The sequence below is a fragment of the Treponema bryantii genome (genome assembly GCF_900111035.1).
Classification (GTDB): Bacteria; Spirochaetota; Spirochaetia; order Treponematales; family Treponemataceae; genus Treponema_D; species Treponema_D bryantii_C.
The window spans coordinates 344,158-360,736 of sequence record NZ_FOFU01000003.1 but is presented as its reverse complement, the minus strand read 5'-3'; the positions used below and the strand labels follow the sequence as shown (position 1 = coordinate 360,736).

Annotated in this window: 10 protein-coding genes; 2 read left to right on the top strand and 8 right to left on the bottom strand. The window is 34.9% G+C overall.

Annotation, left to right across the window (positions count from 1 at the left end; all coding sequences use genetic code 11):
- Nucleotides 1-9 precede the first annotated feature (9 nt).
- On the top strand, nt 10-1,971 hold the full coding sequence (locus BMY21_RS07965; protein WP_074642597.1) for a hypothetical protein: 1,962 nt from the start codon (nt 10-12) through the stop codon (nt 1,969-1,971).
- On the opposite strand, the gene BMY21_RS07960 is transcribed toward BMY21_RS07965, so the two are convergent.
- Together BMY21_RS07960 and BMY21_RS07955 are read right to left on the bottom strand one after the other, a co-directional pair.
- Nucleotides 1,940-2,785, bottom strand: coding sequence for a pyridoxamine kinase (locus BMY21_RS07960; RefSeq protein WP_074642594.1), 846 nt, complete (start codon nt 2,783-2,785; stop codon nt 1,940-1,942). The two genes, BMY21_RS07965 and BMY21_RS07960, sit on opposite strands and share 32 nt — an antisense overlap.
- Complete coding sequence (locus BMY21_RS07955; protein WP_074642591.1) at nt 2,782-4,746, bottom strand: diguanylate cyclase domain-containing protein; 1,965 nt, start codon at nt 4,744-4,746, stop codon at nt 2,782-2,784. The genes BMY21_RS07960 and BMY21_RS07955 overlap by 4 nt, the downstream gene beginning before the upstream one ends.
- A gap of 175 nt (nt 4,747-4,921) precedes the next feature.
- Between BMY21_RS07955 and BMY21_RS07950 the strand changes: the two genes are divergently transcribed.
- On the top strand, nt 4,922-6,169 hold the full coding sequence (locus BMY21_RS07950; protein ID WP_074642589.1) for a CobW family GTP-binding protein: 1,248 nt from the start codon (nt 4,922-4,924) through the stop codon (nt 6,167-6,169).
- A gap of 58 nt (nt 6,170-6,227) precedes the next feature.
- On the opposite strand, the gene BMY21_RS16060 is transcribed toward BMY21_RS07950, so the two are convergent.
- From BMY21_RS16060 to BMY21_RS07920, 6 genes are read right to left on the bottom strand one after another with little or no spacing between them, the layout of a single operon-like run.
- Complete coding sequence (locus tag BMY21_RS16060; RefSeq protein ID WP_256210328.1) at nt 6,228-7,097, bottom strand: NADase-type glycan-binding domain-containing protein; 870 nt, start codon at nt 7,095-7,097, stop codon at nt 6,228-6,230.
- Complete coding sequence (locus BMY21_RS07940) at nt 7,094-12,934, bottom strand: RHS repeat-associated core domain-containing protein (RefSeq protein WP_074642584.1); 5,841 nt, start codon at nt 12,932-12,934, stop codon at nt 7,094-7,096. Before BMY21_RS07940 ends, BMY21_RS16060 begins: the two co-directional genes overlap by 4 nt.
- 14 nt (nt 12,935-12,948) lie before the next feature.
- Entirely contained in the window at nt 12,949-14,292 is a 1,344-nt protein-coding gene (locus BMY21_RS07935; RefSeq protein ID WP_074642582.1) for a clostripain-related cysteine peptidase, read from the bottom strand.
- Nucleotides 14,293-14,302: 10 nt separating this feature from the next.
- Nucleotides 14,303-14,740 carry a hypothetical protein gene (locus tag BMY21_RS07930; RefSeq protein ID WP_074642580.1) on the bottom strand — a complete coding sequence of 146 codons (438 nt, stop codon included), beginning with the start codon at nt 14,738-14,740 and terminating at the stop codon, nt 14,303-14,305.
- Complete coding sequence (locus BMY21_RS07925; protein WP_074642577.1) at nt 14,737-15,330, bottom strand: hypothetical protein; 594 nt, start codon at nt 15,328-15,330, stop codon at nt 14,737-14,739. The genes BMY21_RS07930 and BMY21_RS07925 overlap by 4 nt, the downstream gene beginning before the upstream one ends.
- Entirely contained in the window at nt 15,327-16,574 is a 1,248-nt protein-coding gene (locus BMY21_RS07920) for a hypothetical protein (protein ID WP_074642576.1), read from the bottom strand. Before BMY21_RS07920 ends, BMY21_RS07925 begins: the two co-directional genes overlap by 4 nt.
- Nucleotides 16,575-16,579: the final 5 nt, after the last annotated feature.

The window sequence follows — 16,579 nt, the reverse complement described above, 5'->3', positions numbered from 1 at the left end:
AGGATATATATGGCTGAGAAAATCAACGGAACTGCGGACTGGGCTCCGGGTACTCTGGACAAAACTAGAAAGAACATTGGCGAAATCAGCGATAAAGATGCAGCTGCTATGGCAAAGAAACTTGGCGGTCAGGTGCTTTATGAACGCTCATCAAGTTCAGGCAGCAGCAGCTCAGGAAATAAAGCCGGAAGAATTATGCGTCAGACTACTGGAGGCGGTTCCGGAAGTTCAGGCTCTTCTGCAGGCGGTGGATCCGGCGGAATGTCAGGAATGCCTACTGGCAGACGAAGAAAAGAAGATCTTCCTGTAATTTCTAAAAAAGCAGCAACCATCATGGACAAACTGATGATGTCTGCTGAATATAAAATCAAGCCTAACTATGGAATGTTTAATTTCATCCGTTCATTTCAGAAAAACGGAATGGAAAAAATTGTTCCTGATTTTTATACCTATACCATAAAACAGGCAACAGAACATATGGAAGGCTTTATCACTGTAATCAAAACTCTGATTCAGATTGCACCTTCTACTTATAAAGGAAAAATTGCCAGCGGAACAGAATCTAAATTTAAGTTTCTGAGAAATGTTGCCGGCTGGGCTATGCAGCCAATCAAGGTTGAATACATAAATCTTCAGGGAATAAATGAGCCACTTCTTGTTGCAGATTTAATTCCTCTTATCCGTGCAATTTATAAACCACTCATCACTGTTTACTATTATGGAAATACAAAAATTCCAAAACTGATTAAAGAGATTTATTCTGATGAAGCAGCTTATCCGGATTCTCCAAAGGACAAGCTTTCTCAATATGCAAAACAGGCTATTACAGAATGGCTTTATATCGAAACTGAAGTAATCAAAAAGCTCTACCCTCTTTTGATGCGCATGTGTTCAGATACTTATGAATCATACCCGACCTTCTTTAATGCAAAGGTTGGAGAAATTCTAAAATTTGTAGGACTTCATAAGTTTGATCTTCTGCTCCCGGAAAAACCAAAAGAGCCTGCACCAGAAGAAAAGAAACCTAAGGTAGCACCTCCAGAAAAAGGAATTAAAGATTCAACAGTAATCACAGGTCTTAAACTCTTGAATCAGATGTTCCCGGATGCAGGTTTTGACAGACTTGATGAACATCCTGATATGTATCCATACTTCCAGCCTCTCTTCCATTTTAAGGATGGCTTTAATATTCTGTCACCGGAAAACCCTATTCAGGTAATCTGTGTACTTCAGCATATTATCGAAGATTGTTTCCAGGGATGTCGTAACATTACTTTTACAGAACCTGGCGAACAGAAAAAAGGCGCCGACACTATTACGGCAATTATGGATGACTGGTCTGCTTACCGTGAAGACACATTTGAACAGCTTTACTGCGAACCACTCTGTGACCTTGTAAATTCAGTTTACTCTCAGCCGGATTTTGATAAATCTCATATCGGTAAGAAGATGATTACTTCTCTTCTCTGGCAGACTACTTATCACTATATGCCGAACTTTAAGTTTGAACAGCTTCTGCTTGAACATCCAACTGATGAAAGCAAATATCGTCCGCTTTTCCACAGAACAGATTATGCGCGTAAGTTCCTTACTCTTGTAATCAATGAATGTGATCAGAAAGCTGCTACAAAAGCAACCTGTTCCCTCATTGAAAATCCTTGGGAACACTACAAGTTTGATATACCAAATGAAGTTTCTAAACGTCTTGATGTTCTGCTTGGTGCACAGAATAAAACTGCAAATACTACAGCAAACAATGCAAACCTTTTGAAGTATACTCTGTGTTTTGTAGCTGTTCTTGACTGGTGGATCAATAATCCTGGAAGCCCTGCTTATGCAACAGAGCCTATGCACATCTGGCGTGTCTCAGATGCAGATGGAAAACCACAGTTCTCAGTTCCAGAACGCAAAGATCAGAACAAACTGTTTGCCGACGGAATCAGAGCCAGCTATCAGAAAGCTGCGAAATAAGAAAAGGAATAGCAGATTCAAAGTCAACACCGTACCAGTTATAATCTTTATGGCTGAGGGTGGCTTTGATTGCTTCAACGACAAAGTCTGCTGCAAGGCGGCAGGCTTTGTCCAAAGACAGTCCGCGGACAATTGCTCCTGTCAGAACGCTTGCAAAAATATCTCCTGTTCCATGAAAACTCTGCGGCATTTTTTCGTGGAAATACCAGTTTATTTTTTCAGTCTCGGAATCATAGCTTACAATACCGAGTTTCTTATCATCAAAAGAAACACCTTTTAAAACCACTTTGCGGGTTCCAAGTTCTGCCAGTTTTTTTACTAAATCTTCTATATATTCTTTAGTATATCCGTTTTCAACATACGGAATACCAAGCATATAACTTGCTTCTGTTAAATTCGGAACTATTACTTCTGCTTTAGAACAAAGTTTTGCCATAGCCGCAGCGAAATCCTGAGTAAAACCAGAATAAAGAGAACCGTTATCCCCCATACATGGATCTACAATTACGTGAGTGCTGCCGCCACCGAAATCTTTTATGAGATCATACATCAGATCAATCTGTTCAAAGGAGCCCAGATAACCGGTGTAAATTGCATCAAAACTTATTTTTTCCTGCTTCCAGTGTGAAGTAATTGCACTGATATCACTGGTGAGGTCATGGAAGGTAAAGCCTTTAAAGGCAGTATGAGTTGAAAGAACAGCCGTAGGAAGCACGCACGCTTCTACGCCCATAGCAGAAATTACTGGAAGTGCAACTGTAAGCGAACACTTTCCTACGCAGGAAATATCCTGAACGGTGATTATACGTTTCATTGTTTTGCCTTTCTTGAATCAGATTTTTTTATCCGCTTGTCTTCATACATCTTTTCGTCAGCTTTATCAAGTACCACCTGATAACCTTCATTTTTATCAAGTTTTTGAATGCTATAACCTATACTTGCTTCAACAGGAATAGACATTGTTTCATTTGCTGATTCAAGATAACCTCTGAAACGAGAAAGTTTTTCCCTCAACTGAAGGTCTGTATAATCACCTACTCCAAGAATCATAAACTCGTCACCACCGCCACGCACACAGATTTCATTTTCATCTGTTATACTGAGAACAGCTTTAGCAACAGTCATAATTCCGTTATCGCCTTCTGAATGGCCGTATTTATCATTACGTTTTTTCAGGCCATCCATATCAATCATAATTGCAAAAATACTTGCATTTTCATCTGCATTTTTGATTTTTGTTAAAAGCGCAAATTCCATACCGCGGCGATTTTTAAGACCTGTCATTGCATCATGTTCTGCAAGATAGGTTGAACGGTATTTTGTGCGGCTCATTTCCAGTGCATTATTTATGTTACGAAGATAATTTCTAAATACTTCGCCAATTTGACCAGGATTACCTAAATCATTTTGAACTACTGCATAACCAAGGCACACCTTTCCAAAATGAATAGGAGCAAAATAATAAACCTGCGGTTCCTTAAAAATATCATTTCGATTTTCTATAAGTGCCGGAAGCATTTCTTTCTTTGAAAAATAACGTTCCCTGCCATCTCCAAAAAATACATGATGTTCCCAGCCATGATGCTTTGAATTATTATGTGCTGAAATTGCAAGAAGCATTCTGTCACTATAGCCATCAAAAATATCAGCATCTGTATTAAGCCAGTTTTCATTCAGACAAAGATAAAAACGCTTATACGGCTTTAGCAGATATTTTGTTTCATATATTTTTCCAAGACAGATTTGAGGAGTTTCTGCACCTGTAAGATTTTCTGCCATGTAGCTTTCCTGAAGCATGGTCATATTGATGTTATCCCAAATGGAATTGTCATCGTAATTATATTTGGTGCCGGAGTATTCATTTTTGAAATAAGCCCGTGTATAAGAAAAATCTTCTTCACAACCACAGGAAGCACCGAGCTTAAGTTCTATATCAGAAGTATCTATTCTTTCGTCAATGGAAGCAGCAGGATCTATTTTTGAACGCAGATAATCAACTGCTTCTGCACCGGCCTTAGCATGACTTGGGACAAAGGAAGTAAGCGGCGGCGTATTAACAGCAGCTTCACGTACAGCGCCAAATCCGGTAATAATAACATCCTCTGGAACTCTTATATTATTCTTTTGAAGACGATTTATAAGTCCCAGTGCCATATGATCAGAAAGACAAATTACAGCTTCTGGAAGATCAAGTTCTCCGGAAATATAACGGTTAGCAAGTCGCTCACCACCAAGATACCAGTAATCTCCACGGAAAATTCGGTTCCTGTCTACAGTAATATTATTTTCAGAAAGTACTTCTAAAATTCCGTCCAGACGCATAGTTGTAAGCTGAGAATCATCTGGACCACTCAGAATATCAAACCGACGGCAGTTATGCTTTTTGATAAGATGCTCAGTTATCCGCTTGAAAGGAGTTTTATCATCTGTATAAATAACAGGAAAATCACCAAATTCCTTATCAAGAGAAACTACAGGTTTAGGGCAATTTTTAAACTGTTCAAGAAGTGTATTATATAGAAAGACATTATGATCTTCTGTCATTGGAACAGGCGTAATGATAAACCCGTCAAATAAATCAAAATTTATAAGATTATATATATTCAATTCGCCATGAAGGTAGTCTTTGTAATAATTGCAGACAGAAACGAGCGAAGAAATAACAACAACATCGTAACCATATTTTTTACATTGAGAAAAAACACCGCTCATAACACGGCTCGGATATTCAGTTTCCGGCGAGATTGTAATAAGACCTATTCGCTTTCTCTTCATTACATAAATTATAACACAGATTCTTTTTTGGAATATAGGAAATTTTATGTACTTTCTGTCTTTTTTTTATTATATTTTATATATAAAGCCGTGTAATACGTCCACGACAAGGCACGCTTCGCTTAAAGCCTTGTCATGTCCGTTTATCGGTTTTATTAAGGAGTATAAAACCACTATGTCTAATAAAAAGATTCCTATTACACTTTTGTGCGGTTATCTTGGAGCGGGAAAAACAACCCTGCTTAACCGTGTTCTTACTAATCAGAAGGGTTACAAAGTAGCAGTAATTGTAAATGATATTGGCGAAGTAAATGTTGATGAACGCCTTATTTCAAAAGAAGCAAAAATCGAAGATTCAAGCAGTCTTGTTCCACTTACTAACGGTTGTATCTGCTGTACTCTCAAGAGTGACATGGTAAATCAGATTGAAAACCTGATGAAAACCGGAAAATTCGACTACATTATGATTGAAGCAAGTGGTGTTTGTGAACCAATGCCAATTGCACAGGCTATCGAAACTATTGAAATCGGTAAACTTGATAACGTTGTTGGCGTAGTAGATGCAAGCCGCCTTGTAGAAGAGTTTGATGAAGGAAAGGCTCTTCTGAAAGAAGGTATTGATGAAGAAGATATCGAATCACTTTTGATTCAGCAGATTGAATTCTGCTCTACCCTCATCGTAAACAAACGTGACCTTGTTACAGACGAGCAGATGAAGATGGTTCGTGCTGTAATCAACAAGATTCAGCCAACTGTAAAGGTTATTGAAACTACACGCTGTGATGTTCCTGTAGAAGAAATTATTGGAACAGACCGCTTTGATTTTGAAACAGTTTATGCAAGTGCCGGATGGGTTAAGGCTCTCGAAGAGCACGATGCACACGAAGAAGATGATGACGATGATGATCATGACGAGCACGAACATGAACACCATGAGCATCACGAAGAGGGCGAGCATCATCACCATGACGATGACGACGATGATCACGACCACGAAGGACATGACCACCATGGACACCATCATCACCACGAACACAAGCACGAAGGTGAAAGCGAAGACGAGTACGGAATCGGCTCATTTGTTTACTACCGCCGCCGTCCGTTCAACCGCGTAAAGCTTGATGAGTTTGCTTCTAAGTGGCCACGCAACATTATCCGTTCAAAGGGTGTTATCTGGTTCAGCGATGAAGATGACATGGCATATGTTCTTGAAACTTCAGGCCGCCAGATTCAGGCAGGCTACTCAGGAAACTGGCTTGCTTCATGCCCTCCTGCAGAACAGCAGAAAGTTCTCGCCGAAGAACCAGAAATGAAAAAAGACTGGGACGAAAAAGTCGGCGACCGCATGATCAAGATGGTAATCATCGGACGCCACCTGGACAAGGAAGAGATTTCTAAGAATCTCGATGCTTGTCTGGACTAAGCGCTTAGCAGAGTTTTGTGAAAATGGCCGGCTCATATTTTGTGAGACGGCCTTTTTTTTAGTCTCCGATGGAGTTTTCGTAGGGGATGACTTTATTTTGATATGTTACACAAAATTGAAGGCATGTATCATCATATTTTGTTCCCCTATAAACATCTGCAATTTCTACACGAATATCTTCCTGTTCCGTTATAAAGGAAATATCTACTGTTTGAGGATGGGGAGTATCCAAAACATCTAAGATTGCTGTTTTTCCTGACTTTACTCCTGTTACTTTAATTTTCTTTATACGGTTATTTTGTTTATAAAGATAAGGTTTTCTGTACGAAATATATCCATTCATTATTAGCAAATAAGGATAAACGCTTTTACTTTTAATTGTAAAACCTTCTCCTATTCCATCTCCTTTTACTCCTTCAACCCAAGGACTATCCACATAATACTTATCCAAATTTTCTACAGGATATTCTTTAGTTTTTTCTTTTAAGAAGGATGAACAATCTGAATAAGAGCGCCCTACCTCAAAATGAAACATTGGAAATATAAATGGATAAACACCTTCAAATCCAGTTGTTGTAGCAAACATAAGAATATTATCCTTTTTAGATATTTCTTTTCCTGCCAAAATTAATATTTCATCATTTGTTATCAGGTCTTGTTTATCATAATAATATTCTTCATGAAAATTCTTCGGCATTTTTTCAGATAATTTGAAAAACAATATTCCATCTTTATTTATTAATTTGTACCCGATATTTTTTTTGTCTATGTCGACTTCATAATTTAAAGTAATAGATGTGTCATTAATATTTAAAACATCAATTGTACTATATAGATTTGGAAAATAATTTCCAAATAGAGAAAAGTTTTCTCCATAAATAACAAATGTTTTAATCACTAAAAATAATAATAAGATATTCTTTTTCATTTTCCACATCCTTCTATATGTTCAAAAGACCTTATCTTTACCTCAATTGATCCAGGATCACTAACACCATCCATTAAAGCATCCATCATCTCATTTTGATGATCTTGTCCATCTTTTCCTATTATACAGCCTGCACCACCAGGTGTTTCATTCCCGTTATATGGGGCTGCACCATCTGCAAATTGATTAGCATGTAATAGTCTATCTCCTTTATTTATATCATCTCTTTTTTCTTCAGATATACTCTGATCATTTGTCTTAAGTGCAAGTACGTTATTATAAGAATCTGAATTATATGTCCCATCATCTTGTTTAGTTACAGTATCAGAGGATAAATAATAATCGCCATCTGGAGTCGTAAAACCTGTACTATCATTATAATATTGTTCCTTACAATTCGCCCCAACTGTATCTACATAAACAAGATTTGTGTTTATTCCATCATTTTTATAAATATATCTGGTAGAATCGAAATCATTTCCTAATCCATCATTGTTTCGGATTATAACCACTGTAGTCAGTTTTATTTCTGTAATAGAATGCTGCCCATCTGCAGAATAAAAAAACAACCCATACAAATCCACAAAATTCACAGGATCGCCATTGCAATATGCAAACCAGTTTGAGCCGTCGCGGATAGGATCAGAAGTTGTAAATCGTGAGTTTTTAGGGTTATAGTCCCGGTAACCATAGTTGTAAAACTTTGAGGTTGGCTCGAGTGCTTTGGCAAGATAACCATTGTCATTTATTCCAGAAAGATTTCCAGTAATCAGAGAACCAAAGGCATCGTATGAAAAAGCTGATTTTTCCATACCGTAACTATCAGTTGAAACACGAATACTACCCTGCTGATCTGTTGTAAAGTATTCCATACCGTAATCAGAACAAGACTGTGCAGCCAATGAACCGTTCACATAAAAATGAGTCCGTTCTCCATAATAGCGGCTGTTATTATTTTTGTATGTTTCATTTTCATCAAGATAGCGATATCGGTCTCCTGTTGGTTGGCCGGAAGTTACAGTTTTAGCATAAGCAGGTTCCTGTTTTATAACATCAAATGTCAAACCATCATAGATGGAACGAAGTGCCGTTTGCCCCTTATCTTGGGTCAACACTCTGCGACCAAAGGCATCGTATGCATAGGTTGTCTGCGCATATTCCTTTTCAGAAAATGATCTTGATTCACAGGCTACCAGACGATTTTGAGCATTATAGGTATATCGTACTTTTTTCTCAGAACTTTCTTCGGACAAAAGATTACCCATTTTATCATTTGTATAATTTAAAAAAGACTGTCCTCTTGAACCGCTGGATATAAGACAGTTTTCTTTATCGTATTTATATTCAATAGTTCCATACGAAGTAACTTTTGAAATACGATTTCCATTTAAATCGTAACTATAACTTTCTTTTACCAGAACCTGCAGATCAGTTATTTTATATGCTAAACCATATTGCATGGAATTAAGAAGTGGAATAATTGCGTTTTTCTCTGATGAAGTCAGGAATTTATTTTCACCAGCAGAAGTAATTTTCTGAAGTCCATTTATCTGTGCTTCATTTTTCTGAATGTTTATAATTTCTTCTGAATAGGGATAATAAACTGTAGAAAGTTGACCTTTAGAATTATATTCGTATAAAGTAATTCGGGCATTATTATCAACAGAAGCAATACGTTTTCCATCATCATTATAAACATAACCTTCGCCCCAGACTAATTCATTTCTCTCGGACTTAAGCATTTTTACAATTACGCGTCCAGCCCTATCATAAAGAGTTTCTTCTTTTGTTCCATTTCCATACTTTCTCAATATTTCCCTACCGTTTTTATCATATTGTAATTTTACACTCAGGTTTTGTTTATTGTCAAAAATTTCTTTAATCTCATTATTCTTACTATATAAATATTTTGTATTACAATTTGAACTTCTGAGACTTGTTTTGTTACCAGCCGCATCGTATTCATAACAGATTTCTTCACCAGTTTCTAAATCTTTCTGATATATAAGTTTTCCACCCTGATCATAAGAATAGATATTTTTTCCATTTTCATTTCTTGCTTCCAGGACATTTCCCTTAGAATCATATATAAAACGATTTTCAGAACCATCTGAGAAAACAAAAGTCTTTATACTCCTATCTGATGAATAAAGTATTTTTATATTCTTATCTTCAAAATCTCTTTTAGATATAAGAGAGCCTTCTTCATCATAAGAAAATGTTTGATAATTACCATTTCTATTCTGTTCACTGGTAAGCTTTCCATAAGAATCGTAAAAATAGAAATATGAATTATTATTGCCATCAGTAGCAGACAATATTCGTCCATTATCCCTATAACTATAACTTTGGAGAACATCACCATTACATATGATTTTTAATAATCTGTTTGAATTATCATATTCATATTGTTTTTCACCCTCTGCACGTTTCTTTTCTTTTATAAGTCGTCCAGCTTTATCGTATTCAGCATTATAAACAAAACCGCAATCATCACTTATTTCTTCAAGAAGACCTAAACAATTATATCGATAATTTATTTCTGTTTTATCAGGATTACAGATATGACAAATATTCCCAAGTGCATCATATTCATAAAAGGTTTGATTACCATAACCATCGACACTTTCTACTATCTGATTACGCTCGTTATAAACAAACGAACGTTCGTTATTATTTCCATCTATTATCTTTACAACATTTCCAAACGAATCAAGCACTCTGGTTGTTTTATACTTCCCACCTTCACAAACACTTACACCATGTCCATCTGCTCTATAATCAAAACTTACATAATACCCAGCATCAGATTCATAGGCAGATGGACCTGTAATTTTTTTGATAATTCGTCCCCATAAATCATATTCATACCAGATTTTCTGTCGTTCACTTTGAACACTTTTTAGCCGTCCCTGTTTATCATAATGATATTCAGTTACTTTTCCGTAACGGTCTTTTACTTCTCGAATTTTCCCATCAGCGTAATAGCTGAGATTAATCTGTTTTTTTCCACGCTCACCAGCGCAGCTAAGCATTCCATCAGAACCATAAAAATAATCATACCAGCCTCCAAAATCAGATTGTTTTGAAGAAAGCAATCCGCTTTTTGTAAACTTGTATAATATTTCATTTCCATTGCCATCAATTGACCTTACAATATTACCGTAACTATCATATTCAAAAATTTCCTCAACACCAGATAATTTTGATACTGTAAGACTTTTTTGATTCTTACCATAAATCTTAGAATCATATTTTACAACAAAAGCATTTTCGATTTTATCTTTTTCTTTATATTGTCTTACTTCACTTAGCAAACCATTTTTATAAATAAAATCTTTTATAATATTTTCTGTTCCATATATAATTTCAGAATTTAGTTTACCTTCTGGCGTATAAGAGCATTCTATTAGTTGAGTTTCATTTTTTTCATCGCCAATAAAGACACGTACAGGAAGATGTCGTTTATCATATTCAATGCGAAGCTGATGAATCTTTCCTGTTTGATTATCTTTCTGAATAACTCTGTTAATATCCTTACGACCGTTAGTCTTACAAGTTGTGATAAGTCCGTTATAGTCTTTCCTTGTTACGCCATGCTTACTATAAACATATTCTGAAACAACCACCCCATTAAATGTATATTTAATCAATCGATTTCTATTATCATATTCATATTCTTTATTGGTAGTATCAGAAATTTCTTTTTTCAAATTTCCAAATGAATCATAATAAAACTCTGTAATTTCAGTTTGTTCACTATAAACACATTTTTTAATTACCTGCCCTTTTGAATTTAAGGACTGTGTATAAACAGTTTTTCCACCTTTCCGATATTCAATAACATTACCCGTATCATCACGAATAAACTCTTCTTTTACTCCATCTCTATTAACATATACGGTAATCAAATTAAAATTATCATATTCCCAGTGCACAGTGGAACTATCTTCATAAAGTGTTTTTATTTTATTTCCACTCCCGTCATACTCATTCCTTATAAGATTTCCATTTATATTTACAAGCACAGGATTATCAAAATCATCGTACTCATATTTTATTATTGTTCCATCTGGATGATATTCCTGAACAGTTCTATGTTTATCATCATAAAAATATGAAAACTTATTTCCATCATGATCTATATAGTCTGTTCTTTTTTCTGAAAGGCTATATTCAAAATACTCTGAATCACCCTCTTCATTTGTTGTTTCTGTAATGAGATTTTTACCATCAAAGGTCTGTACATCGTATTTAAATTGAACCTTACTTCCATCGCATTTAGACAATGATATTAAATGATTATTTGAATCATAATTCATTTCTACCTGGTCACCATCCGAATCTTTTACACTTATAAGTTTGTTATTAAGATAATCGTACACAAACTTTTCCTCTTCTGATCGGCTGTTTTTAATTTCTTTTATAAATCCGTTTTCATATTTAAAGTCAAAACATTCGTTATCTGATGTTTTTATACATACAATTTCTTCTGAAGGATTTCGAATAATCTCAACAACATTCCCATTTCTATCGGTTACACTAATCAGAAAACCATTTTCATTAAAACATTTTACAGTTCCATTCTTTTCATAAAGCAAGAACTGATTATCTGATTTCTCACAATATTTATACAGTTTATCAGTCTGGTTTTTCCAGATTTTATCTTCTTCTTTAAGTATATGAGGAAAACCTTCTGCATCAATTACCGTTATTGTATCTAATCCAGTTTCTTCATAGAACTTTTCCATACCATTGAACATTACTTTTTTGTTATGTTCATTCCGTTCTTTAGACTCCTGCATAAGCACTTTCATTTCTTCAAGTTTCATATGTGCCTGCTGAAATTTATGTTCCAGTTCCATTAAAACAGAAATCTCGATTCTAGATTTTTCATAAAGTAAATTTAGTAATTCTTTTTTATTTTCTGCTTCCCGTTTAACATCTGAAGCCTTTTCTATATATTCACTTATTTTATTTCTAAGTCCTTCGCGAGAACCTGCACGATCCTTTAATTTATTTAATTTAGAAATAATCGTATCCAACTTTGAGCAATATAATTCGCAATTTTGAATTTTATTATTAATTTCTTCCGGAGCATTATATATATCAGAAACATGATACATATTTGAAAGCTGAACTTTTCTCAAAGAGATTAACAAGCGCAAGTTGTGAACATAATCATTCATACTTTTAACATCATTATAATGAGCAGGTCTTGTTCCGAGAATTATTCTTTCATCAAGATTTGTATTCCATCCTAATCCAAATGAACCAGTAATTTTTCTTCCAGAATCATAGTTACGCTTTATCATAAACAGCTTATTACTACCAATTACAAAATCAGATTCTGAAAGTTCATAAGTTCCTTTTGAGATTTTTACAGGATCACCAGTTTCTGTTGAATTACTTCCATTTTCTTCATTTGTGCTGTTTTCAATATTTTCACCTATTTCTGCTTCAGTGCTAGCAATAGCTTCTCCTGCTTCATTATTCAAACTTTCTTCTGCTGCAATTGCATCTGCTGGATTTGAATTATCTGCATCACCAGTTTCAATTGATCCAACTTCAGACTGTTCTTCATTTATCTGAGAATTTAACGCTTCTGCATCACTTGCAATCTGCATTCCTTCCGTATCAACGTTTGGTCCTTGAGGTTGATTTGAATTGTTATTATTATTTTGATTACTATTATTATTTACACCTTCATTTTGTCCATGACTATATACACCAGGATCGTAAGAATGCGGATAGCCATTTCCATTTTCTTCATAAGAAATAATAAAATTTGAAATAAAGCCTGCAATCAGAATACAAATAAATATTTTCTTTTTCATAGCAAAACCTCCATTTAGTAATCTGTATAAAAAAGCTTATTCAGGAGACTTCCTGTTTTTCCATCATAAGTTGGTACCCACCACAAGCTATCTCTGATAAATAAACATTGATGCGAATTTTCTGGATTTTTTATGTAATCAAAAGAATGTGTTACGGCCGTTATTTGAGAAGAAACTAATGGAATAAAATGAACTCCAATTCCATAGCCTCTATCTGATAAAGTTACTGCACATACATCTTTTTTCAATTGTTCTGCTGATGATGCCAGTACTTTATTTGAATCATTCGCATAAAGTTCTGCCATTGAATAAATATCCAGATACATATCACAAGGGTACTGTGTATACCTATAGGATTTAGCATTAAACAGAGTATTAAAAACGCTTCTACGTTTATCTTCACTTTTAATTTGATTTGCAAGATTTTTTGAAAAACTTTCAAATGAGTTCATTAGAGTTTCCAGTTTTTCATTACAAAAGACTGTAGTTTTCGCAGAAGAACTGTTACACATCTGATCTGCAATTGTCCGGGATGAAAAATCTCCTGCAGACAGATTTTCAAGTAAAGATTTGTAATCCCAGCCTGCGCCAGGGGTTATTCCAGGGCTGCCCACCGTGAACTCGGCGCAATTCTTCAGTTCATATACATTTTCAAAGACTCCACCAAAGCAGGTATCAAAGCCGATTACATTCAGGCCCTGGCCCCGTAAGGCATTACCTAAATCAGTTACTTGCATGTATGAGCCGGTCTTATCATCAATTGCAACAGCCCGACCATCACAATTTAATCTGTTTTCTTCTATCTTATAACGCCACCCTGTTCCATGTCCCCAGATTATCAAAGCATACTTTTCAGTCAGATATTGTCTTTTAATGAATTCAATAAAATTACTTAACACATAAGGATTTGCCATATCTAACTCTGTTTTTTCGTGATTAGAGAGTCCAAGATCAGGACAATCGATTCTACGGGATACAATATGTGCACTACCCGAAATATCTTTGCAAACCTCAAAAAGTCTTGTATCTTTCCAGTCTCCATCTGTTTCATCATAACCTTCAGAACGATCCATTAAGACAAGAACATTCAGATTTTCACAATCTGCCAGTTCCATTTGATTCAAGTTCTGCAAAGCATAACTTTCTAAATCATTATCAGCAGCCATATAAACCATTAGGGTAAGCTGCTTGCTTATTTCAGGTTCGGGCTCTGGTTCTGGTTCAGGCTCTACAATTGGTTCAGGTTCTTCGACAATCTGATTCTTATTAACAACAGTCACAATTGAAGGCTGTTCTAAACACCCCGTTAAATAAATAACTGCAAATAACAAAAGAAATACTATCTGTCTAACTTTCATAAATACCACCTCACTTAAACGCAATAAGCCCAAGAGGATCTTTCCATACACTGCCATCCTCGTATTCGATTTCTGCAAGATACAAATAATCTACAATCAAAGGATCAGATGGTATTGCATTCATAAACTTATCCAGACTCATAATAAAATTACAGCTTTCGCCTGCATCAATATCCAATTCAGTTACAACAGAAATCTTGTTTCGACATTCATAAGCTGGTTCACCATCCTGATCAAACAGAAAGAATACAACATTGATTTTTCGGATATCCTTATCACTTTGATTTATAAGGAAAAAATCTACTCCACAAATCTCATAATCCAGAGAATTTTCTTCCATCACAAAATCACCGGAAATGACATATGGAATCGAATCAAGACAAAATCCTTTACAACTTGTTAAAAAAAATAATAATCCGAACAAAAAAAACTTTATTAATTTTTTCATTTTACAGCCTCCTCAAGTTTTGCTGCATAGTTATTAAAAAACGTACAATCATCTCCTTTGTATTTTTTCAATTGAGCAACAATCGATTTCTTTTTTCTTTCCTTGTCTGCCGTAAAAAACTGGTAAGCCTTTATCAGATTTTCCTCTGCAGATTTTGATTCACAACTTATATTGCAGAGTAGTTTATACGCCTCCTCTGTCTGACCTAAACGAATCATTTCATCTGCGCTTTCTATTGCTGCTTTAAAACTTTTAGTCTGAAGACAAATAATTTTACTGCGGTCATTAAAGCTGTACGAAATCTTTGAGATATTAAGATAATTGTTCTTTTCTCCTGAAAGCAGATATTTACCAGACGGGATATCATAAAAAACAAAAAGCCCATTTTCATTTGTCAGCACTGGACGTATGTTATGAGGACTTGCATCACCAGAATGGCAGTAAACTATAAAATCTTTTACAGGCTTATTGTTTTCATCAATGATAAGCCCACATAAATCTCCATTTCCCTTAAAACCTGGTTTAGAAACACAACCAAATACACACATCAGGAAACTTAAAAACATAAAACACTTTATTATTTTTTTCATTTTTCCAGCTCCTTTGTCTGAATTAATTTTTTTACTTTACCATCTTTATCTTTATAAAAAATTATGCTGCTGTTATCAGGTCGTTTTATTTCTCCAAGAATTGTGTTATTTCTAAATAAATTCTTTTCTTTGGGTTCTGCTGCAACATAATTTCCAGTTATCTGTTTTTCTTTTCCCCGGTAGAATAATTTCAAATTATCAGCAATGTTTTCTAAATCAAAAGTTGTGCCACTAAAAGAAAATTCAGTTATTGATATTCCAGCCCTCATTTGCTGTGAACCAGTTTGAATCAGACTAATTTCAGTAACAGAGCGATTGTCATCCTGTATAATTTTTGAAAGTTCCTTAAAAAGCAGTTCAGACGACATCCCTTCAGTTAATATAAATTCAATATGATATGGAGGAGCCTTTTCTTCTTTTAGAACAGCTCCATTTTTCAAAATAGTATTTCGAATTTCTTTATTGAAATCTGAATTTGAAAGAACTGCTTTTACAGAATTAGTATTGTTATTATTTTGCAAAATACGCTTTGACCAGGAAATCGTAAACTGAGGAATTCCCTTTTCATAAATTATGGAATCTTCTATATAATTAGAAAAATCGGAAAACTGTTCTGGAAAAATCCCGCTGATATTCGCTTTCAAACGTTGTGTATAGCCATCTGACTTCCATTCAAACCTGCTGATTTTCCCGTCACCGGCTCCCACTACTTCAAATAGACTCTTTATATCTATAGAAGTATCCTGGATACTCTCCAGTTTATTCTCACTCCCAGCTGAGTTTATGTTTGTAACTTCTGAATCAAAAGTGTTAGTAGAAACAGATAAGGAATTACCCGCAAGTTTACCACATAAAATTCCAGTCAGAACAATTATAATAAAAGCAATAAAACTCCATTGCGTTATTTTCCATTTCGAACTCAAGAAATATCGGTGGCGTGCTTTTAATTTATTTCCATTTTGCTTTTCATCAATAAAGAATCCTGTTCCCGAAAGAGATCTTTTTCTCTCATACTCCGCAAGTTTTTGCTTATTAATTACAAGCACATCTGAATAAACACCTTTTCTACCGATTCTCTTTAGAACTTTATCAAAGGCATATTCATCTGAAAAACAAGGATGACGTTTCTCCAATTCTGAACACAAAAATTGATTTCTTCTTTTTCCAGATAACGAAGGAAAAGGAATCAATATCTCATATTTCTCATAATCATTTTTTTTAATTACATTAGTTTTTTGCACCATTTTTA

What these genes read in the sequence shown, in the direction of transcription:
- BMY21_RS07930 (WP_074642580.1), bottom strand. Translation starts at nt 14,740, where the DNA reads ATGAAAAAATTAATAAAGTTTTTTTTGTTCGGATTATTATTTTTTTTA.
- BMY21_RS07955 (WP_074642591.1), bottom strand. Translation starts at nt 4,746, where the DNA reads ATGAAGAGAAAGCGAATAGGTCTTATTACAATCTCGCCGGAAACTGAA.
- BMY21_RS07960 (WP_074642594.1), bottom strand. Translation starts at nt 2,785, where the DNA reads ATGAAACGTATAATCACCGTTCAGGATATTTCCTGCGTAGGAAAGTGT.
- BMY21_RS07965 (WP_074642597.1), top strand. Translation starts at nt 10, where the DNA reads ATGGCTGAGAAAATCAACGGAACTGCGGACTGGGCTCCGGGTACTCTG.
- BMY21_RS07925 (WP_074642577.1), bottom strand. Translation starts at nt 15,330, where the DNA reads ATGAAAAAAATAATAAAGTGTTTTATGTTTTTAAGTTTCCTGATGTGT.
- BMY21_RS07940 (WP_074642584.1), bottom strand. Translation starts at nt 12,934, where the DNA reads ATGAAAAAGAAAATATTTATTTGTATTCTGATTGCAGGCTTTATTTCA.
- BMY21_RS16060 (WP_256210328.1), bottom strand. Translation starts at nt 7,097, where the DNA reads ATGAAAAAGAATATCTTATTATTATTTTTAGTGATTAAAACATTTGTT.
- BMY21_RS07935 (WP_074642582.1), bottom strand. Translation starts at nt 14,292, where the DNA reads ATGAAAGTTAGACAGATAGTATTTCTTTTGTTATTTGCAGTTATTTAT.
- BMY21_RS07950 (WP_074642589.1), top strand. Translation starts at nt 4,922, where the DNA reads ATGTCTAATAAAAAGATTCCTATTACACTTTTGTGCGGTTATCTTGGA.
- BMY21_RS07920 (WP_074642576.1), bottom strand. Translation starts at nt 16,574, where the DNA reads ATGGTGCAAAAAACTAATGTAATTAAAAAAAATGATTATGAGAAATAT.